The organism is Sporolactobacillus pectinivorans (assembly GCF_002802965.1).
Taxonomy (GTDB): Bacteria; Bacillota; Bacilli; order Bacillales; family Sporolactobacillaceae; genus Sporolactobacillus; species Sporolactobacillus pectinivorans.
In genome coordinates this window covers 1,353,670-1,374,916 of record NZ_NXGA01000001.1, presented here as the reverse complement: position 1 = coordinate 1,374,916, position 21,247 = coordinate 1,353,670, and the positions used below count along the sequence as shown (strand labels likewise).

21 protein-coding genes and 1 other RNA gene are annotated in these 21,247 nt (G+C 44.2%); 2 read left to right on the top strand and 20 right to left on the bottom strand.

What is annotated here, in order from left to right; translation table 11 throughout:
• Window positions 1-30: 30 nt before the first annotated feature.
• The 10 genes from COP04_RS06575 to COP04_RS06530 all read right to left on the bottom strand — a co-directional run bounded on the left by COP04_RS06575 (window position 31) and on the right by COP04_RS06530 (window position 7,813).
• The gene (locus COP04_RS06575) at window positions 31-891 is read right to left on the bottom strand and encodes an aldose epimerase family protein (RefSeq protein WP_100487250.1); all 861 of its coding nucleotides are present in this window, start codon (window positions 889-891) and stop codon (window positions 31-33) included.
• Between the two features lie 143 nt (window positions 892-1,034).
• Complete coding sequence (locus COP04_RS06570) at window positions 1,035-1,832, bottom strand: DeoR/GlpR family DNA-binding transcription regulator (protein ID WP_239984788.1); 798 nt, start codon at window positions 1,830-1,832, stop codon at window positions 1,035-1,037.
• A gap of 411 nt (window positions 1,833-2,243) precedes the next feature.
• A complete protein-coding gene (gene lacD / locus COP04_RS06565) occupies window positions 2,244-3,248 on the bottom strand; it encodes a tagatose-bisphosphate aldolase (RefSeq protein WP_100487248.1) in 1,005 nt (334 codons plus the stop codon).
• Between the two features lie 147 nt (window positions 3,249-3,395).
• On the bottom strand, window positions 3,396-3,869 hold the full coding sequence (locus COP04_RS06560; RefSeq protein WP_100487247.1) for a PTS sugar transporter subunit IIA: 474 nt from the start codon (window positions 3,867-3,869) through the stop codon (window positions 3,396-3,398).
• A 15-nt stretch (window positions 3,870-3,884) separates the two neighbouring features.
• A complete protein-coding gene (pfkB, locus tag COP04_RS06555) occupies window positions 3,885-4,811 on the bottom strand; it encodes a 1-phosphofructokinase (protein ID WP_100487246.1) in 927 nt (308 codons plus the stop codon).
• A gap of 124 nt (window positions 4,812-4,935) precedes the next feature.
• A complete protein-coding gene (gene lacB / locus COP04_RS06550; protein WP_100487245.1) occupies window positions 4,936-5,451 on the bottom strand; it encodes a galactose-6-phosphate isomerase subunit LacB in 516 nt (171 codons plus the stop codon).
• Between the two features lie 31 nt (window positions 5,452-5,482).
• Entirely contained in the window at window positions 5,483-5,911 is a 429-nt protein-coding gene (gene lacA, locus COP04_RS06545) for a galactose-6-phosphate isomerase subunit LacA (protein WP_100487244.1), read from the bottom strand.
• 373 nt (window positions 5,912-6,284) lie between these two features.
• Entirely contained in the window at window positions 6,285-6,686 is a 402-nt protein-coding gene (locus tag COP04_RS06540; RefSeq protein WP_100487243.1) for a hypothetical protein, read from the bottom strand.
• 98 nt (window positions 6,687-6,784) lie between these two features.
• A complete protein-coding gene (gene lacB / locus COP04_RS06535; RefSeq protein WP_100487242.1) occupies window positions 6,785-7,312 on the bottom strand; it encodes a galactose-6-phosphate isomerase subunit LacB in 528 nt (175 codons plus the stop codon).
• Window positions 7,313-7,360: 48 nt separating this feature from the next.
• Window positions 7,361-7,813, bottom strand: a complete 453-nt coding sequence (locus tag COP04_RS06530) for an RpiB/LacA/LacB family sugar-phosphate isomerase (protein WP_100489571.1) — start codon at window positions 7,811-7,813, stop codon at window positions 7,361-7,363.
• Between the two features lie 488 nt (window positions 7,814-8,301).
• On the opposite strand from COP04_RS06530, the gene COP04_RS06525 reads away from it, so the two are divergent.
• Together COP04_RS06525 and COP04_RS06520 are read left to right on the top strand one after the other, a co-directional pair.
• Window positions 8,302-8,604: a PTS sugar transporter subunit IIB gene (locus COP04_RS06525; RefSeq protein WP_100487241.1), complete on the top strand. Its 303-nt coding sequence runs from the start codon at window positions 8,302-8,304 to the stop codon at window positions 8,602-8,604.
• Window positions 8,605-8,642: 38 nt separating this feature from the next.
• Window positions 8,643-10,052, top strand: coding sequence for a PTS transporter subunit IIC (locus tag COP04_RS06520; RefSeq protein ID WP_100487240.1), 1,410 nt, complete (start codon window positions 8,643-8,645; stop codon window positions 10,050-10,052).
• Window positions 10,053-10,607: 555 nt separating this feature from the next.
• Here the strand turns inward: COP04_RS06520 and ssrA are convergent.
• From ssrA to rnr, 10 genes are all read right to left on the bottom strand, one after another.
• Window positions 10,608-10,966: a transfer-messenger RNA gene (gene ssrA, locus COP04_RS06515) on the bottom strand.
• 106 nt (window positions 10,967-11,072) lie between these two features.
• Complete coding sequence (gene smpB, locus COP04_RS06510) at window positions 11,073-11,540, bottom strand: SsrA-binding protein SmpB (RefSeq protein WP_100487239.1); 468 nt, start codon at window positions 11,538-11,540, stop codon at window positions 11,073-11,075.
• A 111-nt stretch (window positions 11,541-11,651) separates the two neighbouring features.
• Window positions 11,652-11,825 carry a hypothetical protein gene (locus tag COP04_RS19475; RefSeq protein WP_157800200.1) on the bottom strand — a complete coding sequence of 58 codons (174 nt, stop codon included), beginning with the start codon at window positions 11,823-11,825 and terminating at the stop codon, window positions 11,652-11,654.
• 40 nt (window positions 11,826-11,865) lie between these two features.
• Window positions 11,866-12,711, bottom strand: a complete 846-nt coding sequence (locus COP04_RS06505; protein ID WP_100487238.1) for a Cof-type HAD-IIB family hydrolase — start codon at window positions 12,709-12,711, stop codon at window positions 11,866-11,868.
• A 38-nt stretch (window positions 12,712-12,749) separates the two neighbouring features.
• Window positions 12,750-13,469 (bottom strand): trehalose operon repressor, encoded by a 720-nt coding sequence (gene treR, locus COP04_RS06500; protein WP_100487237.1) that lies wholly within the window; start codon window positions 13,467-13,469, stop codon window positions 12,750-12,752.
• A gap of 238 nt (window positions 13,470-13,707) precedes the next feature.
• The gene (locus tag COP04_RS06495; protein WP_100487236.1) at window positions 13,708-14,532 is read right to left on the bottom strand and encodes an alpha/beta hydrolase; all 825 of its coding nucleotides are present in this window, start codon (window positions 14,530-14,532) and stop codon (window positions 13,708-13,710) included.
• A gap of 139 nt (window positions 14,533-14,671) precedes the next feature.
• On the bottom strand, window positions 14,672-16,126 hold the full coding sequence (locus tag COP04_RS06490) for a PTS transporter subunit EIIC (protein WP_100487235.1): 1,455 nt from the start codon (window positions 16,124-16,126) through the stop codon (window positions 14,672-14,674).
• 58 nt (window positions 16,127-16,184) lie between these two features.
• Entirely contained in the window at window positions 16,185-16,682 is a 498-nt protein-coding gene (locus COP04_RS06485) for a PTS sugar transporter subunit IIA (RefSeq protein ID WP_100487234.1), read from the bottom strand.
• Window positions 16,675-18,351, bottom strand: a complete 1,677-nt coding sequence (gene treC / locus COP04_RS06480) for an alpha,alpha-phosphotrehalase (protein WP_100487233.1) — start codon at window positions 18,349-18,351, stop codon at window positions 16,675-16,677. The genes COP04_RS06485 and treC overlap by 8 nt, the downstream gene beginning before the upstream one ends.
• Before the next feature lie 539 nt (window positions 18,352-18,890).
• Window positions 18,891-21,236, bottom strand: a complete 2,346-nt coding sequence (gene rnr, locus COP04_RS06470) for a ribonuclease R (protein WP_100487231.1) — start codon at window positions 21,234-21,236, stop codon at window positions 18,891-18,893.
• Window positions 21,237-21,247 lie beyond the last annotated feature (11 nt).

Here is a 21,247-nt window from a genome sequence, read left to right as displayed (position 1 = left end):
CAAGCAAAGCCTTCACTTTAAAAATGATGATCAGCGCTTCTGCAGGTAAAAAGTTACCGACAGCTCAAGAGGATGATCTTTTTCTACATACAAAAGATCCTGTTTCTCATTATATTCATCCTTCTTTGCTGTCCAAGGTTCAACACATACATAATCCTTGCCTTTTTCAGTCCAAAGCACAATGTAGCGAAAAGCCGGATCTTTTTCAATCACCAGCATTTCAGATTCATCAAAGTCTGCTGCCAGTTTATCCGATTGATCCTGAAACACAACGGGCTCGACCAGATCAGTCAGATCAATTGCCCCGTCAAATGGCTTAATTTTATTGTCATTATAATCCAGATAGTGAGTTGCATCAGTTGTGACATGAACTTCTTTATTTGAAATAGCAAAATACGGGTGAAAACCGGGATAAATCGGCATGGTTTCAGATGAGAGATTGCTGTAAAGCTGCTGAATGATCAGTCTGCCCTTTTCAAGCTTGTATGTCAGTTTGACATCAAAATCAAAAGGGAAAGATTGCTTTGTTTCCTGATCGCTCGAAAAAGAAACAGTCACTTCTGCGTGTTCCGCATCCGCATCATGGTGAATGACCAGCCACGGCCTCGTTCTGGCCAGTCCATGATTTTTCATTTCATATACTTTTCCGTCCCATTCATACCGGCCGTCTGTCAATTGGCCTCCCATTGGAAACAGTACAGGGATGCCACCGCGCACATTCTTTTCACGGTTGAACAGTGTCTGTTCATTCAGATACAGCAGATCCTTTCCTGACGCATGAAAGGCGGTCACAATAGCGCCACGTTCAGGGCACAGCTCTGCATACGATCCATCACCGGACAATCTGATAAAGCTTAATCCTTCTCTTTCATATTCGGTTACCTCATACATATTTCTTATCCTCTTTTCTTTTGGTCTGTTAAACTTATCTGCTGTTTTCCGCTCCAATCAGCGGACAGCAAAATCAACATTCAATAGTAACAGAGCCTTTTTTTATTCGTTTCGTATCTATTAGCTATTAACTATCGAAATGTTTACTTAATGACCCTTATAAATTCTTCATAATAAGAAGCCAATTGAGGATCAATTGATGAATCAGTAATAATAGCCGTTATTTCACGGACATCATATAATTTGTGAAACGCTTCAATTCCAAATTTTGTACTGTCTGCCAAAATATAGGTTTCATTGGCACGATCAAGTATTATCTTCTGAGCATTTCCTTCTTCTTCATTAGCCGTAGTGATACTTGTATTTATGATGCCGTTTGTCCCGATAAACGCTTTATTGACTTTAAAATCACGGAGCATTTTATTGGTAAAATAACCGACAAAAGTTTCCGTTCTGGAACGATAGCGCCCACCCACTAAGATGATTTCAAAACGAGGAAAACTGTTCTTGAATTGTTCAAAAACAGACACGGAATTGGTGACAATATCAATATGTTCGTAATGACCCTCATTCAGAAACTCATAGATAAAACCGGCAGTCGTGCCTGGCCCAATAAAAACGATATCCTTATCTTGAATAAGATCTGCACAGTGTTTGGCAATGGAACGTTTCTGTTCAACATTTATCATCTTTTTTTGCCGGTGCGATAATTCATTATAATCATTGACCTGCTTTTTCCTTGCTCCTCCATGAACGCGAACAAGCATGCCTCTTTCTTCAAGATCCCTCAAATCCCGACGTATGGTCATTTCGGTGACGTTCAGTTTTTTTGCGAGATCGGATACACGTACAATAAGATTGAGTTCAATATCTTTTTCAATTTGACGATAACGCTCTTCTCTTAACATTTCCTTCCCGCTTCCCCCAACGTACGAATGCATAACTGCGCTTGACTCATATTACTTACAAAAGGATTATTCGAGTCAGGAAAACATTGTTTTGTTTCCTTCAAGCAAACAGCCGCTTTCCACATTATACAACAAAGCGACTGCAATATCGTCTCAATAAGAGAACGTCTGGTTATCACGATGTTCCCGCACAAATGAAAGTGTCGGTCTATATAAAGATGTCCATCTGAGCTAAGAATGATCAATACACGACTCTGAAACGCCTATTGACCTTTGATCCTTGTTCATTGCGTCAAAAAAAGCTCATGCAACGACCACATCATAATATGGAACTGAGCCAGATTATTGAAAGAGTAGTCAACAAGAGCCAATCTTTTAACACTATAATCCGAAAAACCTGATGTATCTGTATAACAGAGTAACAATTAAAAGCTGGGCCCAAAATTAGTCAACAGTGATTTGCCCTTTTCCGCCGTATACTTCGTACCAAGGTGTTGCTGTCTTTGCAAGAACGGCATTCAATTCGTCAATGTTTTTCTTGCCTTGTGACCGAAGCCATTCAATCGCTCCCTGTTCTCCGCCTTCTCCATAAGCAGCTACGCCTTCGCGCCAGGTAGCCCGTCCGCACAACACACCATTGAATTTTGATCCGGCTTCATGAGCGAAAATCAGCGTTTTTTGGAACAATTCGGCTGAAACGCCCGCGCTCAGCCAAATATAAGGAACTTGAGCCGCTTCTTCAACACGTCTGAAGTATTCCTTAGCCTGTTCAGCTGAATAAACAGGTTTATTATCCCCGATGCCCTCGACGCGGCTCATGTCAACCGGCACTTCCAGTTTCAGAACATCCACGCCATAGCGCTTCTCAGAGAATACTTTGACTGCCTCAATGACTTTTTCAGGTTTTACCCGCGCGTATTCCGCCTTATCGGCTTTTTTTTCATCATAAGTAACAATTTCCAGGAAAAAAGGAATATCTTCTGCTTTACATTCTGAACCCACGCGTTCAACAAATGCTTTCTTCACATCATTGATTTGTTCACTGTCGTCTTTATCATAGTAAACCAGAATTTTAACGGCATTGCTGTCCTCTTCTTTGATTCGTTTCACCGACCAATTCGGCAAGAGGTCAGGCAGCCGTCCGGGTGCGTTTACATCATAGCCGGTCTTCTCATAAGAGGTGATCAGGCCGCAATTCTCATCGCGGCTTCTGCCTGCAGGCAAACCAAATTCGGGATCAAGCAGAATAGAACTGGCATAAGGTGTCAACTCCTGAGAAACCAATTTTTTGAAGTTGACCAGTTCTTCAGCCGTTGCGTCGGTCTTCTTAGCGGCTCCGATCATTTTCTTCAGAGAACCACGTTGATCAATGGCCAGTGCCGCGATAACACCGTTCATATCTGAAAGTTTTTCAAGAGCTGCAAATTTACCTTTTTGGATTTTTACCATGATATTAATTCCCCCAGCTGTATTTTGAATGGACTTCGTTAAACTTGTCTGTTGTTTTTCGCTCCAGCAAAAAACAACATTGAATTTAGACATAGCGTTGAATTAAAAAGATGATGGATTGATTAAGCTTCATGCTCAGCTTAATGATTATGAAATAATAAAATCGTAAATTTCTTTACCTGTTTTCAGCGAATCCAAATGAGAAATCCTGTCCTCCGCAGTAAAAAACGACATCAGGTGAGAAAGGATATTGGTCTGGTTGTCTTTTTCATTGTTTAATATAAAAAATGCGTAGCGTACCGGAATGCTCTTATCCGGTGCAATCATATTATGGAAAGTGACTTCTTCTTTCAGGCGGGCAACCACAAGTCCCTTCCAGTTGCAATAGTTCACCTCTGTATGAGGAATTGCGACATTCGATGTGCCGGCTTTCACGACGCTTAAATCGAGTCCTGTCGGATAATTGTTTTCTCTTTCCGTCAGTGCTTCAATATACCCCGGATTAACCAGATTCTTCTGTAACAATTTTTCACCTACGGACTTAAATAATTCTTCTTTGCTGTTTACATCTTCAAAAAAGATGAGGTCTTCACGGAACAATTCCTGAATATTTGCTTCCACCCTGCTTCTCCCCTTTCAGTCGACTGCTCTTACGGTTATTTTTTTCTTAAAGGATTCGATCTGCGTCTGGTCAATGTAGCCGGTACGTGCTTCCATTGCATTTAATGTTCCAAAAGTGGCCCCGTATGTGAGAGCTTCTTCAGGAGTAAGTCCCTTATCAATTCCATATGCAAGACCTGCGATCATTGAATCGCCCGATCCTACAGCACTGACTGCCTTAACAATCGGCGGTTCCACAATGAAGGCATGTCCGTCAAAGAATCCCATTGCACCCTTTTTGCCCAATGAAACAACAATAAATTTCACACCTGTCTCCGCAAGCTGTTTCACACTTGCAAGGATCTCGGCTTCTGTATTTACTTCTTTACCGATCAAAGCTACCAGTTCATCCTGATTGAGCTTAATCAGATAAGGTGCGCCCTTAATCCCTTCCTTCAGCGACTCACCGCTGGTATCCAGAAGAAATTTCCGGTTTTTCCGGCCGGCATGTTCAATCAGCTGCTGATAAAAAGATTTTTTCAGTCCCTTGGGCAGGCTCCCGGAAGCTGTGACAACCGTCGCTTGTTCAAGAAGGCGGTCATATTCTTTTAAGAAAGCATCTGCTTCTTCTTCGGAAATGGAAGGCCCGTCTTCCAGAATTTCCGTCTGGTTCCCCTCATGCATGAGTGCCAGACAATGCCGGGTATTGCCGCTGATAGATACAAAGTGGTGCTTAATCCCCGCATGATCAAGTTCTTCGGTGATGAATTCACCGGTTTTTCCGCCTAGAAAACCTGTTGCTAGTACATCTGCTTCCGCGCACTTTAAAACACGTGTCACATTCAGCCCTTTTCCCCCGGCTGTTTTAATCACATGACCGCAACGATTGACCTGATCAATGTTCAAATGATCCAGCTGATAATTCATGTCGATGGCGGGATTCAATGTCAATGTTAAAATCATCACAAATTCCCCTCGAATATTATTGAACCCACAAGAAAGAGTCCGAATTCTTATTCACGCGGCATTTTCTTCCGTATGGCCGCATAATGAGTCAAAGGCTTAATTTCATAACGGCTGCTGCGTTTTAGTCGTGATAATAGCCTTCATCCCATTTTTTGTTATACTCATCGAAAATGTGGTCATTGGTATTTGCTTCATCGCTCATTGGTATTCCATCAATTTTTGCGATAAGCGCCTCACTTTCAGGGGTCGGTTCATACTTTGCTTCCAGAAAAGCATCGACGATGTTTTCAATCAGGCCGACTCCGGAAATGCGACCGCCCATTCCGATGACATTCGCGTTCAAATGTTCCCGTGCATAAACAGCCGTACCTACGTCACGTACCAGCGCTGCGCGAACTCCCTTGACTTTATTCACACTGTTGGTGATTCCGACACCAGTCCCGCAAATCGTTACGCCCAGATCTGCTGCACCTGATGCAACGGCGGCGCCTACTTTCCGTCCATAAATCGGGTAATGTGTCCTGACTTTATCATAAGTGCCAAAGTCAATAACGTCATAACCCTTTTCTTTCAGATATTCCACCATGTGATCTTTAATTTCCGTTACAATATGGTCACAGCCGATTGCCACTTTCATATGTGATCGCTCCTTTTTTATCCCGTTTTTCTTAGCCCATTCTGTTCAGCATATCTACACGCACCTGATGGCGGCCGCCTGCGTATTCATTTTTAATAAACGCATCCGCGCAGCCTTCTGCCGTACGGTCTCCGACGATGCCTGAACCAAGTGTGATCATCGATGCGTTGTTATGGCTGCGGGTCATCTTTGATGAATGTTCGTCTGAGGTTTCCGCGACGATGACACCCTTATATTTAGTTGCGACCATAAATGATCCGGCACCATATTCATCTATCGCAATGCCGCGGTCGCCTTCACCTTGCTGAATTGCCTTTGCAACACGCGAAGCGGATTCAAAGAGATCCAGATCTTTTTCCGGTGTTTTATCAATAACGTCATATCCCTTGTTCGTCAGATAATCCTTTAAATGTTCTTTCAATGCATACCCTTTAACATCCGCACCAATGATAACTTTCATTAAAAATCCTCCTTCATGTCATTTGGAAAAAATCAGGTGATCCGTTATCGGACCATTTTCCCCATAATAAAGAAATTCATTAATTAGTCTTTGGAGATGTACTCAATTTATTCAGGTCTGCATCACTTCCTTAAATAAAGTGTTTTTTAAAGTTATTTTATGTTTCATAATGTTAATAAATGTTCATTTCGATTACATATTATCATGAAAACGTTAGCATCTCAAGATTATTTACTTTAATTCACTATTTTGTAACGAGACTTGCCAGACAGCATATTTTTCTCTATGATGCTGCGTAAAGCAGCCTTTACAGCTCAAAAAAAAAGAAAAACAATCCTTCACCTTTTTAAGGGTGAGGATCGTTTTTCCTATTTCAAGACTTTTCCTTGTCAACTGGTGACGGTTTCGGAGATGACTGATACAGGTACACGAACGAAGAAGGAACCGCCATTCCGAATCCAAGCAGGCTTACAATCAGCTGGGGAATGAATCCCATCGGAGCACTAAAACCGATAATAAAAAGAACAATGCCGATCAACACGGCTCCCTCAACCAGGAGACGTGATCGCGGAGATAAATATTTTTCTTCTTTTCGCCGCCTGTTGTTCCCTAAAAGAACGACCGCCGGCGAAACGGTTCCAAGCATCAAATAGCACCATCCGAATAATGAATAGATGCTTCCGCTTTTTAGAAACTCCTGCAATCCCCAGACAACAAATACCACGCAAGCGGCCAGATAAATGAACTTTAGTGCGTTTGATATCATCTTCGGCATGTTCTCTGCATCTCCATTCCGTCCCTTTCTAAACCGTGGCCTTGCCTGCAAACTTCACAAGCAACGTCAGCCGTCTGTTCCAATGATTCCAGTCGTAATCAATCGTGATAGTATCCTTCTTCCCATTTCTGTTCAAACTCATCAAAGAAATGGTCATTGCCTGTCTGCTCCGGTTTCGGGCCTTCCAAAGCATCGATTTTTTTGATCCAAGCATCGTGTTCCGGGGTTTTCTCGTATTCCGTCGTAATAAACTTATCAACAATTGCGGCAATCAGATCGACGCCCGTAATATGTCCGCCTACTGCAACAACATTGGCATTCAGTGCTTTACGCGCATATTCAGCTTCCGATACGTCACGAACAAGTGCGACTCGGGCGCCCGGGACCTTGCTCGCCGATGAACTGATACCGACACCGGTTCCGCACAGACAAACACCGAATTTTGCTTCTCCACTGACTACTTTTTCAGCCGTTTTCTTTCCATAGATAGGATAATGCGTACGAAGCTTATCATACGTTCCGTTATCAATAACTTCGTATCCTTCTTCTTTCAGATGTTCTGAAATCCGTTCCTTGATGTCTGTCACTATATGATCATTTCCGATTGAAATAACGGTCTTTCCCATTTTTGCTCACTCCTTCAGTAAGTATAAATAAATTAATCATTTGCTTCATTACGCCATCTTGTTGACCATATCAATTCTGACCATGTGACGGCCTGCGTCAAACGGTGCTTCGAGATAGGCTTTGGCACAATTTTTCAGAAGTTCCGGACCGACAACTGCCGTACCGAGTGTGATCATCAGTGCCCCGTTATGGCGGCGCGTCATCCGGGCCGAATGCTCGTCTGAAACGTTCGCACAAATTACGTATTTTAATTTGTTGGCTGCCATGAAAGCATCGGATCCCCATGTGTCAATGACGATACCACGCGGAGCGGTTTCACTTTTATCCTGGCCGTTGTCCGTTTCTTTGAGCGTTTCCCTGGCTACCGCTACCGCGACGTCCACAAAATCCTGTCCTTCTTTTGATACATCAAGGATCTCGTAACCTTCACTCTTCAAATCCTTAACCAGATCGTCCTTAGCCTGTACATTGACCTTATCTGCGCCAATAATGACTTTCACCATGTTCTCCTCCTTATTCTGTGACCATGTCTTAAAATGTTTATTTTTGTTTTCACGAACAATGTAGCACCCAGAAGCGACAATGTCAACGCATACATAATGGATATAAGATAATGATTCAGACACAAATCGACACAAATTTTGCATCTCTTTCAGGAGATAATCTATTGACAGCGCTTTCCAAAAGATTTATTCTATATGTGAAAAAAATAAAACAAATTAAAACATTTTAGAAACAGGGGTGAACCCATATGTCCGTTTAAAGCGTTTCACTTTATAACCCGTCCTAGTCACATGGGTTTATGCGGAGTCAGGGAGTATGTTACTTATTAATTATGGGAAATCAACCCGCTTTCTTCTTTTAAGTAGTTCCAACCGTTAAAGAAGTTCAGATGCATCACAGTAGTAAGCTTCACAGGCTGTATAGTATTCCACTTAATTGACCAAAGTAAAAAAAAGAACGTTTGATTAAAGAGGAGGAAATGAAAATGATAAAAATTTTAACTGCTTGCGGCGCCGGTGTTAACTCAAGTCACCAGATTGCAGATGCTCTCGAATCTGAAATGAAGACACGCGGATATGATGTTGAAGCAACCGCCGTGATGGTTAAAGACGTGACCGAAAGCCTGATCTCTGATTATGATATTTTTGCTCCAATTGTAAAACCTGATCTCGGATTTGAAATCAAGATTCCAACCGTTGACTGCGGACCGATCCTTTACCGCATTCCGACGATGGCTCAGCCTGTGTACGATAAAATGGAAGAAGTTATTAAAAGTATCAATAAATAATCGAACATGCGTTCAAATAAGGCAGAGGTGAATTTATAATGGGTTCAATCATTAGCTTAGCAAACAGTATTTTTAACCCAATCATTGCTCTCGGTTCGGCACCAGTCATGCTTATCGTTTTAACGGTCATCGCCCTGATTTTCAGGGTAAAATGGACCAGAGCGCTGGAAGGCGGTATCCGTCTTGCTATAGCTTTAACCGGTATCAGTGCGATTATCGGATTGCTGACAACGGCTTTCTCAGCAGCACTTACCGAATTCGTAAAGTCAACAGGTATTCAATTAAGTATTACCGACGTAGGCTGGGCACCACTGGCCACGATCACCTGGGGTTCTCCATACACCCTCTTTTTCCTGCTTTTACTCGTTTTATTGAACATTATTCTGGTTCTGCTAAAAAGAACCAATACGCTGGATGTTGATATTTTTGACGTCTGGCACTTGGCCTTTGTCGGTCTGCTGTGTATTTTTTCAGGCGGGAATCTTCTCATTGCCACGATTCTTGTTCTCATAATCGGCTCCATGAAAATCTTCAACTCGGATTTGATGAAACCGACATTCAATGATCTGTTGCACAACGAAAACAACCCGATGACAACGACACATATGAACTATATGATGAACCCAATTATCATGGTTCTTAATAAGATCTTCGATGTTGTCTTTCCTTGGCTCGACAAATTCGACTTCGACGCCGCAAAGCTGAACAAGAAAATCGGCTTCTGGGGCAGCAACTTTGCAATCGGTATTTATCTCGGTGTTTTTATCGGCCTGATGGCACATCAGGATCCTAAAGCCATTTTCGTTCTTTCATTTACAGCCGGTACATGTCTTGAACTGTTCTCACAAATCGGAAGCTGGTTTATCAAGGCTGTTGAACCGCTGTCTCAAGGTATTTCAAACGTTGCAACAAAATATCTGAAAGGCCGTGAGTTCAATATCGGCCTTGACTGGCCTTTCCTTGCAGGACGTGCGGAAATCTGGGCAGCTGCTAACGTGCTTGCTCCGATCATGCTTGGTGAAGCCCTGATTCTTCCGGGCAACCACCTGCTTCCTCTCGGCGGTATCATTGCCATGGGTGTTACGCCTGCATTGCTTGTTGTTACACGCGGTAAAATTATTCGTATGATTGTCATCGGAGCACTTGAACTTCCTATATTCCTGTGGGCCGGTACACTCGCCGCTCCGTTTGTTACACATACGGCTAAAGTGGTCGGTGCTTTCCCTGCCGGTGTGGCACAGAACCAGCTGATCTCTCAGACAACGATGGAAGGTCCTATCGAAAAATTCCTGGGTTATCTGGTCGGACATGCTACCAGCCAGGGCGGTTCTTACATTCTGTATGCGCTGGCAGCTCTTGCCGGATATATCCTGCTCTTCATCTGGTATGCTTTCCAAATGAAGAAACGGAATAAAGCCTATGCCGAAGCCGCAACAACTACGAAATAAGAGAAACATTTAATAAGAAAATAGTTCTTCAATAAGAAGAAAACCGGAACTCAGACGTTTCGGTTTTCTTTTTTTGGCTTTGTTAAACTTGTCTGTTGTTTTTCGCTCCAGGTGCTCGCTTTTCGCGGGTGATCCGTGAGCCTCACACCTTCCGCTCCAATCAACGGTGGGGCAAAAACAACGTTGAATTTAAACTTAGCCATTTTTTACATAGCCGGCAATTTAACTCCGGTACTAAATTACGGATCATGATCATAAGTTCCATCTGTATAAAGGGGTTAGCATCAATTATCTTTCCCGTCGGTTGGGACATGAGAGCGTTCTAACAACCATGCGCGTTTACACACACATATTAGACGAGCTTGCTCAGAGAGACTCTGAGACGACAGACGCTGCGATGGATGACCTCTTCCAAGTCGCCAAATAAGCTCCGGAACGATCCGGAATTATTTCGGATAGTATCGGATTGCATCGAATTCTCCTCAAAAGAAAAAGCCCGAAAACCTTGATAAATCAACGTTTTCGAACCTCTTCAAGAATCTCACAGAATTGTGGATATGGAGACGGTGGGAGTCGAACCCACGTCCAGAAGCATCGTAATTTAAGTTTCTACGAGCGTAGTCAATGTATTAGCGTTTCGCCCCAGCGTCGGCCCACTGACAGGCTTCCGCGAGGCTATCCCGGTTAATCTCTTCCATGGCCTTCAGGATGCAGGCTTCCGGCGTATCCCACTAGAGTGAGTCCCTTACCCTACCACATGGGCGATGGAGGAAGGGACCGCAAAAGCTACTTAGGCAGCTAAAGCGAGGTTGTTGTTTTCTTTGCCAGTTATGGCTTTTGGCGTTTTAACGAGGCCGACCCCCTCGGCTCGCCGCTTAAACCCGACCTACCCCTGTCGAATCCGTAACGTCCCCGTTTAAAAAACGGGCGTGCGAATAGAGTGAAAACGACCATAACTGTTGTTTACTGCATGACTGATGCAGTGGAAAAATTATATCACAAAAGGAAAGTAAACACAACTTACATTTTCTGGTTCGCCCGGAATGCCTTTTGAATTTCACGCTCGGCAGACTGTTTTTTCAGTGTTTCCCGCTTATCAAATTCTTTCTTGCCCCGGCCGAGGCCGATTAGCACTTTTGCGAAGCCATTTTTGAGGTAGACTTTAAGCGGAACCAGCGCATAACCCGGTTTATTCGATTCAGCACCCAGTTTTTTGATCTCTTTCTGATGCATCAGCAGTTTACGCGTGCGAAGCGGTTCATGATTATAGCGGTTGCCCTGTTCGTACTGGCTAATATGCATATTATAAAGATATGCTTCGCCATTCTCGATCCGGGCGAAGGCATCCTGAATGCTGACTTTCCCTTTGCGGATCGACTTTATTTCCGTTCCCTGCAGAACAATGCCCGACTCCACGGTCTGTTCAATAAAATAATCGTGATGCGCCTTGCGGTTCTGTGCAAGAGCGCGGTTTTCTTCCTTAACCATTATTTACACCTGCCTGACTGTTACCATTGCTCCATTATAGGCTACGCAGGCGTTGCGCCGCAAGTGCAGCCATTTTCATACAGCCGTTTTTGGCTATTAGTATCTCTCATCCTATCTTCTTCTTGGGACAAGATCAAGCATGAACAGGATGAAAATAAAAACGAGTGAAGCCAGCAGCATGTCCAGTAAGGATTTATGTGCTCCGGGGGACACCACAGCATACCAGACCCATTGGATCAAAAGGCTGGCTACGAAAAAAATCAGATATCTCATTGCTTTTTTCAAGTCGGATCATCCTCTTTAAAATAAAGCCCTTAATCAGGTTTTATTTCGCTTTCAATTCTTCATAGATGGCGTGGGCCACACCGTCTTCATTACAGTTCAGCGTGACCCGGTCACATTTGCTTTTAATGACATCGTCAGCGTTGCCCATCGCCACCGAGATTCCAGCCACTTCGAACATGGACAAATCGTTATAATTGTCGCCGATCGCCATGACATCGCTGAGCGGAATATCAAGATAATTGGACAACTGATAAAGTGCGTTGCCTTTCGAAACATTCGGAGCCATGATTTCAAAATTGCCGATCCCGCTGCTCACGATACTATAGCGATGTTTCGCTTCGTAAATACCGCGCGCTTTCTGAAGCTTCGCATCATCATAGGAACAAATGATTATTTTAAAAATTTCGGACCCTCTCTTGTCAATTTCGTGCCAGTCGCTGAACGTACGATAAAAATCATCATGCGTCGCCCCCTGGAACCCAACTGAACGATCTTCATGAATGTGCAGACGCTCGAGTTCCTCGTACAGCCACTCCGTTCCATCTGCTGGGACATAAATATGATGCTCCGAATAGACGCCGATGTAATAGTTCTGCTTGACCAGTTCAGCGACAACGGCCAGTGCCTCCGAGCGGTCCAGAGCATCCGCACCCAACAGTTTCCCGTCAATCGTATGGATCGTCGCGCCATTTGTGCCGATGATATGTGTTTCCATATCGATTTCTCTCATCAGGTTCTTAATATCAAAAAAAGCCCGCCCTGAAGCAATAGCCAGTGTCACACCTTTCGACCGTGCAAAACGCAGCGCTTTCAAATTGTCCCAGCTGATCCCCCGATGGCCATTCAACAGGGTGCCGTCCATATCCATTGCAATTAATTTAACCATAAAGTCCTCCCGGCTGACTTTTTTAAAAAATGTATCATTTACAAATGCTCCCGGCGGGCAAAATCCACAAAGCGGAATTTATCTGCACGATGCCTTGATTCCGTAAACTGAAAAAGTTCGGTATTATCCAGATAGACGAGACTGCGCACAACAACTACGCTTGACACTTCGGACATCGTCAAATAATTTCTGTCTTCCTCGGTTGCCGTTTCTACGGTAATCTGTTTTTTGGCGAAACCGATTTTCATATTTAGATCATTCTCAAGATAGTTATATATTGAATGTTCACAAATATCCTGCGTCAGCATCGGTACCTCACTCATGAGCAGGTAATCCTTATCAAGAATGACCGTCTCACCATCAACGGCGCGCGAACGGATCACTTTCCATAAGTACTCGCCGGCATCGATAGCCATGATGTGCAGCAATTCTTTGTCGGGTTTCATGAGAACGAGCTGGTGGACGGTAGTCTTCCACTCCTCCTCAGTGTGGCTGGCCAATTCCTGAAAACTCGTCAGTCCGGAAACAGGAAAATCAAACCGACTGACATCAAGCACGACCGAGCCTTTCCCTTGAATCTTCTGGATATATCCGTTACGCGATAGCAGCGCCAATGCTTTGCGCACTGTTTCCCGCGATGCTTGGTAACGCTCACCCAGTTCATTTTCCGAGGGAAGCAGATCTCCCGTCGCTATCGTTTTCTTGCGAATTTTGCCGGACAGATCGTGATAGATATTCAAGAATTTATTTTCATGCATTGCCTTCACGTTCCTTAAACCATGATACGGAGAGAGCCGTCCACCCAGACTGCAGAATAAAGAAAGCGCTTCTTCACGTTCCACCTTTTATTATTATAACAAAATTCTTTGCCCATGAATTCCCTGCTATTTTGTTTAACAGGAAAAATTTTGAACTTAAAAAGGTCACTGTTTCACCTGGATGAATTACGGCTTCCCCGATTTGTTAACCAAAAATTATTCAAAACTGCTGTTCACTTTAAGGCTTCCCGCTCCTGTCACTCAGCCATTCAACTGCCAGATTGAACCAGTGGCTGACATGGGCATTGATATCTTCGGGTCGGTTGGACTTTTGAGTGATTGCATTCGCTAAAGAAAGCCCATGTTTTCCCTCAGCAAATAAATGCGCTTCGAACGGGATATGATGTTTTTTTAATTCGGCCACGTAAACCAGTGTATTTTCCATTGGAACAACCTGATCCGTCACCGTATGCCAGATAAAGGTTGGTTTCGTTCCCGTACTGATCAGATGTTCCGCTGCCCAGTACGTTCTGTCCTTACTGACTGCCAGCTTTTTCTCATGTCCATCGGGATACCCCAGATGAAAGTCAATCACTGGATAGCATAAAATTGCAGCACTGGGCGCGATGCCGTCTTTGTCAAGATGATATTTTTTTAGAAAAGCAGATTGACTATAAATACCATTGTAGTTGGCAACGATATTGCCGCCGGCCGAGAAACCGACCAAAACAATACGATTCGTATCAATATGCCATTTCTCTTTATTCTGATGCATCATTCGGATGGTTGCAGCCATCTCTAACAGAGCGCCGGGGTAAACGGTTTTGCCGGCTGAAATCAGGGAGTAATTCAGGATAAAAGCATGATAGCCTTCGCTGTTAAACTTCAAGGCAATCGGTTCCGCTTCCCGTCCGGACAAAAAAGTGAACCCGCCGCCCGGGCAGATCACAACAGCAGGATCATTAACTGCCGTATCATCATTTGAAATTTGATCAAGAAGATATCCATTAACTTCAAATGGCTCTTTTAAAACTGTTTTTAAGTTAATCGTCTTCGTTAGCATGGTTGATGCTCCCGGATTCAATTTAATGAACAGAAATTGAAAAACTCCAAGCGGTTCCTCTTGAAGTTTTTCAACGGTTCATTTTGTGGCTGAGCGGTCTCATTTTTTGTCATATGCAAGGTTCAAAAATTGTCGCTCTTTAGACAGCTTTTGCAGGGTTTTTTGCCGGTTTTATTTCTTCTTCTTTTTGCATCTTATCGTTGAATCCCCAAGTGTAGGCGACTACGAACCCAACGATTAGAGAAGCGGCGCTTGCAACGACAAATCCCCAGAAACTCGGGTCAATGCCTACTTTCGGATTAATGAACGATGGGAAGCCGATCAGTGAACCGGCAAATCCCCACATATTGACATGCAGCAGCCCTGTGATAAAACCGCCAACCGCACTGCCAATTAAACCAGATACGAAGACGCGGCGATATCTCAGGTTAACGCCATAAATAGCCGGTTCTGTAACACCGCAGAATGCTGAGATGGCAGCGCCCCACGACAATTCCTTCAAAGTCGTCTTTCTCGATTTGATGGCAACCGCCAAAACAGCAGCGCCTTGTGAAACCATCGTCTGGCAGAGGATCGCATTCAAATAACTGTGTCCGGTCGTCGCGATATCGTTGGCAACCAATGGAACAACGCCCCAATGCAGACCGAAAATGACCAAAATCTGGTAAAATGCACCGAGTAACAATCCCGATACCCATCCACTTGACTGCAAACCCCATGCGATCCCTGCGGCAAGACCATCCGCCAGCCATGTAATCACCGGACCCGTTACTAATAAAGTAATGGTACTAACAACCAAAATGACAATCAATGGCGTAAAAATCATCTGCAAATAGTTGGGCAGCCAGCTCTTCACCCATTTGGTTAATTTTGCGGCCATCCAAGCGGCCAGAATCATTGGAAAAATGGAATACGTATAGGAAACAAAGGGAAAATGCAGCGCGCCCAATGCCATAATATTCAGTCCGCCCTTGGCTGCGGTCAGAATCGTTGGATAGGCAATCGCACCGCCAATAACAGCCGTAATTATTGGATCCCCGCCGAGACGCTTGGCGGCCGTGTAACCGATGATGATCGGTAGGAAATAAAAGGCAGAGTCGCCCATGGCATTCAGCAACATAAAAGTGTTTCCGGTCGCGGACAACCAGTGAAAGCCTGTGAACATGGCTAGTAAACCCTTTAAAATACCGGAAGCGGCCAGAATGCCGACGACCGGGGACATCGAACCGGTAATAACACCAATAAATGCATTAAACCCGTTTTTGATGCGGTTCCCGGTGCCCTGTTCAACTGCTGTTTCAGCAATTGCCGCATCTGTAGCGACATCGTCAGCATAACCTTCTCCTAATTCATGAATGACCGCGTCATAAACATCGCCCACGGCATTGCCAATCACAACCTGATATTGTCCGCCCGATTTGACCACATCAATGACACCATCCAGTTTTTTTATCGTGTCTGTTTTTGCCCGGGACTCATCTCTTAAATAAAAGCGCAAACGGGTAATACAATGAATCACACTGTTGACGTTTTCTTTATTGCCAATATTCGTGATAATTTCTTTTGCCAATTGATCATAGTTTTTCTTAGCCATTTTAATGCCCTCCCCAATTATACGTGTAAGCGTTTTAGATAGTCTGTAAACGAAACAGTCATGATCTGGCTGCTAAGTTGCCCACCTTTTCACCTGCAGCAGTCTTTCCCTTGCTGACATTAATCTGATCCAGAGCGTCTTTTGAATTGGTGACGACCACAATCACCGTACTTCCTTTTCCGGCTTCTTTAATTTCATTGATATCCATTGTTCCTAAAGGATCCCCTCCTTTTAAAATATCACCTGTTTTTACAGTCAGGGAGAATGGGATCCCCTTCAGCTCCACGGTATCAATTCCGAGATGGATCAGAATCTCCAGGCCGTTTGCCATTTTCAGGCCGACGGCATGTTTCGTGTCTGCCACCATGGTCACCTGGCCGGCAACGGGACTAACCAAATGTCCATCATCGGGCATGACGCCAAATCCTTCCCCCATCATCTTCCCGGAAAACACCGGATCTCCTACCTCCGTGATATCAATCAGTTTTCCATTTACCGGGGCGTATAACTGATTATCTGCTTCAATTTCTTTTTTCTTTCCAAACAGTTTAAACATGCTGCTCCCCGCTTTCACGATCTATTAATAAAAATGCAATGGCTTCGTATGGTTTTAGGATGATGCTTTTTTCAAAGGTCTGCCTATCATAATTTGAAATGAGTACCCGACTGTCAAGGCTTAAATACTGATCAGGAACAGTAACGGCTGTGTTCCGTTTAAAAAAATTGTTAAGAACGAGCAGTTTTTGATTTTGATAAGTCCTGAAATAAGCAAATACATCAGGATGATCCATTAAAAGGCTTTCGTAACCGCCATGAGAAACAATCGGGTCATTTTTTCGCAATTGGATCAGTTTCTGGTAATAATTAAAAATGCTTCCTTCGTTCAGTTCCTTTTCAACGTTGATTTGTCTATAATTTGTTGGTTTGAGCCAAGGCTGATGGCTGGAAAAACCGGCGTTCTCTTTGTCCGCCCACTGCATCGGCGTCCGGCTATTGTCCCGAGCCTTCGCATGGACAATATCAAAGGCTTCGTTCTCAGACAGGCCTTTCTTTAATAACGCATGATAAGCATTAATGGCCTCGATATCATCATAATCACCGATACCGTGATAATCCGGATCGGTCATTCCGATCTCTTCACCCATATAAATATAGGGCGTTCCTCTTAACAGATGAATCACGGTAGCCAGCATTTGAGCTGATTTTACACGATACTCTCCCGGATCACCGAAACGGTTTATTGCTCTGGGCTGGTCGTGATTATTCCAGAACAAAGCGTTCCAACCATTTCCTTTCGCCATTCCGGACTGCCAGTTATCGAGAATCCGTTTTAATTTCATAAAATCAAATTTTGTTTTGGTCCATTTTTCACCATTTTGATAATCAACCTTCAAATGATGGAAACTGAAGACCATCGTCAGCTCATGATTGTCCGGGTTCGTATACCCGACACTGTTTTCTATTGAGGTTGAAGACATCTCTCCGACTGTAACAGTGTCCGCTGCCTTGCCAAAACTTTCCCGATTCATTTCTTGTAAATAATCATGCACAACCGGCTTATCTGTGTATAGAGACTTGCTCTCTTCACCGGGTTTGGCATCAACAAGACGTGCGTCTTTTCCAGTGACGTTGATAACGTCAAAGCGAAATCCTTTGACACCCTTTGTCATCCAGAAATTAATGATGCTGTATAACTCATTTCTGACTTCCGGATTGCGCCAGTTCAGATCCGCCTGACTTTTATCGTACAGATGCAAATAATAGCGATCAGTGCTGCCAAACTTTTCCCATGCAGGTCCGCCGAATTTGGAAGTCCAGTTGGTTGGCAGGCCGCCATTCGGTTTCGGCTCTTTTATAATGTAGTAGTCCTGATATTTTTTACTTCCGTTCAACGCTTTCTGAAACCATTCATGTTTCGTCGAAGTATGGTTAAAAACCATATCCAGCATGACATCAATCTGATGTGCTTTTAGTTTCGCGACAAGTTCTTCAAAGTCTTCCATCGTGCCAAGCCTTGGATCAACCGCACGGTAATCGGCAACATCATAGCCATTATCCTTTTGCGGCGAAACGAAAAATGGATTAAACCAGATCATATTAACGTTCAGTTTCACAATATAAGGTATCTTTTCAATGATGCCTCGCAGATCGCCAATCCCATCATGATCACTGTCATAAAAGGATTTTGGATAGATCTGATAGATCACTTTATTTCTGAAATCCACAGTATCAACTCCCCGAACCGAACCATTTTGGCGGATATTCTTTTAATTAGCCTTACCCGCTGATTAATCGCGCGTTGGTTAAATGCCTTCAAAAATAGAAACGCTTATAATATTTTTTTAACACTGCCTATCTGTGTTTCCTAATGTTTTGTTCTTTTGTTAACGCTTTTATTATAGCGCTTCCATTAATATTTGTATAGTCATGTTGCAATTTATTTTGTACATGTATATATATGATTGATAAAATCTGATCATTTGTTGATTTTTTCCGATTTAGTGCCGATTCTTAAGCCTATTTCGTCGATTCCTTTCCCCTTTGCGTTGATTTCTTGCATCGACTCGTTGATTTTCTTCGCTTTTGCGTTGATTCGCTGTAAAAAAAAGAGAGTTATAGGGCAAGAATAAATGTCACTCATTTTGATGCGCAGTCCCGGCCAACTGTGATCATTATTAATTGAACCAGTTGTGTCGACATTCCCAAAGTTGTATATTTTTTTATCGTAAAAAAAAGAGAATCGCTGAGGATTCTCCATCTTACATTATTTATTTTTATCTTTGCTTTTAAAATGTGGCCTGTTCTTTATGCCGGAGCCTCGGCTTCCACCGCTGCTTTTATGATAAGGTTTCCGGTGATCCGATCCACTGCCATTCGGCTTGCTGCCGAACCGTTTTTTCTCTCCGGCCCCGGACATGCTGCCCTGAATAATCGTTGGGCGCGACTTGCGAACTCGCGGTTTCTGCGGTTTCATGCCAACAACTTCAAAATCAACGGCGTGCTCGTCCAGATTAACATCAAGCACACGCACCTGGATTTCATCGCCGATCCGGTACAGATGGCCGGTTCGTTCACCGATCAGTGCCATGTTTTCTTCGCTGTAGCGATAATAGTCGTCCGTGAGATAACTGATGTGGACCAGGCCTTCAATCGTATTCGGCAGTTCGACAAACAGGCCAAAGTTTGTCACACCGCTCACGACACCGTCGAAGGTCTGTCCGACTTTATCCTGCATGAATTCCGCTTTTTTCAGATCGTCCGTATCGCGCTCAGCCTCGACGGCGCGCTGCTCACGAGCAGAAGTGCTTTTTGCAATCTCCGGCAGCTGTTCTTTCCAGAAGGCCTGCGTTTTTCCATCGGTTTGCCCATTAAACAGATACTTGCGGATCAGCCGGTGAACGGTCAGGTCGGGATAACGGCGAATAGGCGAAGTGAAATGTGTATAATATTCGGTTGAAAGGCCGAAATGGCCGAGACAATGATCATCATATTTTGCCTTCGCCATCGAGCGCAGCATCACTGTGCTGATCACTGCTTCTTCAGGCTGCCCTTTAACCTTTTCCAGCAGTGACTGAAGCGTGCGCGGATGCACATGATCAGTCGCACCCTTCAACACATAGCCAAAGTTCAGAGCAAAATCAAAGAACTTTTGAAGCTTCTCCGGATTCGGTTCCTCATGGACGCGATAGAGGAAAGGCAGATGAAGCTTCTCAAAATGTTCTGCGATGGTTTCGTTGGCTGCAAGCATGAACGACTCAATCAATCGCTCGGATTCAGTCCGCTCGCGGATCACAACATCTGTCGGCTTGCCCTGTTCATCGACGATAATCTTTGCTTCGGTAAAATCAAAATCAATGGCGCCGCGGTCTTGACGGCTTTTCTCCAGAATTTTGGCCAGCTCGGCCATCAGATCAAAGAAAGGAATGAGATCATGATAGCGCTGAAGCACCTCATCATCTTCACGTTTAAGAATTTTTCGCACATTAGTATAAGTCATGCGTTCTGTTGTCCGGATCACACTTGGAAAAATTTCGTGATCGACAACAATGCCCTGAGGATTAATCTCCATCTCACAGCTGATCGCCAGCCGGTCAACGTGCGGGTTCAGGCTGCAGATACCGTTGGACAAGCGGTGCGGGATCATTGGAATCACGCGGTCGACAAGGTATACACTTGTGCCCCTGTCATATGCTTCTGCGTCCAGAGACGAACCCTCCGTGACATAATAGCTGACATCCGCAATATGTACACCGAGCCGGTAATTTCCGTTTTCAAGTTTACCCACAGTGACCGCGTCATCAAGGTCCTTGGAATCTTCCCCATCGATCGTCACAATGGTTTCGTTGCACAGATCCCGACGTCCGGCCCGGTCTCTATCCGAAATTTCATCCGCAATTGCCTCTGCTTCCGACATCACTTCAGGTGGATATTCAAGTGGCAGCCCGTGCTTATAAATGATGGACAGGATATCGACACCCGGATCATTCTTGTGACCCAGGATCTGCGTGATCATCCCCTCGGCATTCTTCCGCCCCTCCGGATATTTTGTGATCTCCGCGACGACTTTGTGGCCCTCCATCGCGCCGTGTTCCGCGTTTTCAGGAATAAAAATATCCCCGTTAATCCGCGTGTCATCGGGAATAACAAAGCCGAAATGTTTTCCTGCATTGAACGTACCGACAACCTGCTTTACGGCACGTTCCAAAATACGGATCACCGCGCCCTCTGCACGGTCACCGCGATCATCCGTCGTTGTTTTGTGTGAAACACGGACAATGACGGTGTCACCATTCATCGCTCCGGCAAGATCATTTGGCCCGACAAAAACATCATCCAGCTTGTCATCTTCAGGAATAATGAAGGCAAATCCCTTGGCGTGGCTTTGCACACGGCCCTTCATCAGGTCCATTTTTTCCGGCAGTCCGTACCGGTCCGATCGTGTCTTAATGACTAGCCCTTGTTCTTCCATTTCATTCATTACTTTTACAAATTCGGTAAATTTGGCCGAATCATGAACACTGAAAGCTTCCTCAAGCTCATTCAGCGTCATCGGCCGATAAGTTTCTTCACGCATGTAATCCAGAATTTCCTGAATACGCTCTTCCGCCATATAATAACCTC

Bases quoted from the DNA above. Each gene is read 5' to 3' on its own strand.
- COP04_RS06575 (WP_100487250.1), bottom strand. From the start codon at position 891: ATGTATGAGGTAACCGAATATGAAAGAGAAGGATTAAGCTTTATCAGA.
- COP04_RS06570 (WP_239984788.1), bottom strand. From the start codon at position 1,832: ATGCATTCGTACGTTGGGGGAAGCGGGAAGGAAATGTTAAGAGAAGAG.
- lacD (WP_100487248.1), bottom strand. From the start codon at position 3,248: ATGGTAAAAATCCAAAAAGGTAAATTTGCAGCTCTTGAAAAACTTTCA.
- pfkB (WP_100487246.1), bottom strand. From the start codon at position 4,811: ATGATTTTAACATTGACATTGAATCCCGCCATCGACATGAATTATCAG.
- lacB (WP_100487245.1), bottom strand. From the start codon at position 5,451: ATGAAAGTGGCAATCGGCTGTGACCATATTGTAACGGAAATTAAAGAT.
- lacA (WP_100487244.1), bottom strand. From the start codon at position 5,911: ATGAAAGTTATCATTGGTGCGGATGTTAAAGGGTATGCATTGAAAGAA.
- COP04_RS06540 (WP_100487243.1), bottom strand. From the start codon at position 6,686: ATGCCGAAGATGATATCAAACGCACTAAAGTTCATTTATCTGGCCGCT.
- lacB (WP_100487242.1), bottom strand. From the start codon at position 7,312: ATGGGAAAGACCGTTATTTCAATCGGAAATGATCATATAGTGACAGAC.
- COP04_RS06525 (WP_100487241.1), top strand. From the start codon at position 8,302: ATGATAAAAATTTTAACTGCTTGCGGCGCCGGTGTTAACTCAAGTCAC.
- COP04_RS06520 (WP_100487240.1), top strand. From the start codon at position 8,643: ATGGGTTCAATCATTAGCTTAGCAAACAGTATTTTTAACCCAATCATT.
- smpB (WP_100487239.1), bottom strand. From the start codon at position 11,540: ATGGTTAAGGAAGAAAACCGCGCTCTTGCACAGAACCGCAAGGCGCAT.
- COP04_RS06505 (WP_100487238.1), bottom strand. From the start codon at position 12,711: ATGGTTAAATTAATTGCAATGGATATGGACGGCACCCTGTTGAATGGC.
- treR (WP_100487237.1), bottom strand. From the start codon at position 13,469: ATGCATGAAAATAAATTCTTGAATATCTATCACGATCTGTCCGGCAAA.
- COP04_RS06495 (WP_100487236.1), bottom strand. From the start codon at position 14,532: ATGCTAACGAAGACGATTAACTTAAAAACAGTTTTAAAAGAGCCATTT.
- COP04_RS06490 (WP_100487235.1), bottom strand. From the start codon at position 16,126: ATGGCTAAGAAAAACTATGATCAATTGGCAAAAGAAATTATCACGAAT.
- COP04_RS06485 (WP_100487234.1), bottom strand. From the start codon at position 16,682: ATGTTTAAACTGTTTGGAAAGAAAAAAGAAATTGAAGCAGATAATCAG.
- rnr (WP_100487231.1), bottom strand. From the start codon at position 21,236: ATGGCGGAAGAGCGTATTCAGGAAATTCTGGATTACATGCGTGAAGAA.